The organism is Pseudomonas sp. JV245A (assembly GCF_032424515.1).
GTDB classification, from domain to species: Bacteria; Pseudomonadota; Gammaproteobacteria; order Pseudomonadales; family Pseudomonadaceae; genus Aquipseudomonas; species Aquipseudomonas protegens.
In genome coordinates this window covers 1-564 of the sequence record NZ_VYKE01000506.1, presented here as the reverse complement: position 1 = coordinate 564, position 564 = coordinate 1, and the positions used below count along the sequence as shown (strand labels likewise).

Below are 564 nucleotides of genomic sequence, written 5' to 3'. Positions count from 1 at the left end.
CGCGGCGGCCAGGGTACTGACGCCCAGCGTCGCCAACAGGGCCAGCCCGTAATGGGCCGGCAGCAGGTGGCTGGCGTATTCGCCGGGCGCCTGCATGAACAAATGATTCAGCCCGGCCTGGGCCAGGCCATACAGGGCGCCGCTCAACAGCGCGGCAAAACCGGCGCTGTACAGCGCCTGGGCCACCACGAACAGCAGCAGCGCACCGGTGGAAAACCCCAGCAGGCGCAACACCGACAGCTCCCGGCGCTTGCGCTCCACCGCCGCCAGGGCCCCGGCGAAGATCGCCGCGAAGGCACCCGCCAGGGCCAGCCCGGCGATCACCCAGAAGACGATGGCCAGGTTGCGGCTCAAGGACTGCACCTGGGCTATGGTCTGGGCCTGGGTCGACACCAGCAGGCCGCGCTCGGCGAAATACAGACGCAATGGCTCGACATCCCCCAGGTCGCGGGCATACAGGCGAAACGCCGGGTAAACCCGCTGCCCGGCAGTTGCCTGGGCATCGCCGAGCCAGCCCAGGGCCGCCACAGCGCGTCCGTCGCGGTAATCCTCGGCGGCCTCCAG

At 70.0% G+C, this 564-nt stretch carries 1 pseudogene; it reads right to left on the bottom strand.

Going from position 1 to position 564, the window contains the following annotated elements:
- Nucleotides 1-564, bottom strand: a pseudogene (locus F6S12_RS32730) (ABC transporter permease); the annotation flags it as partial.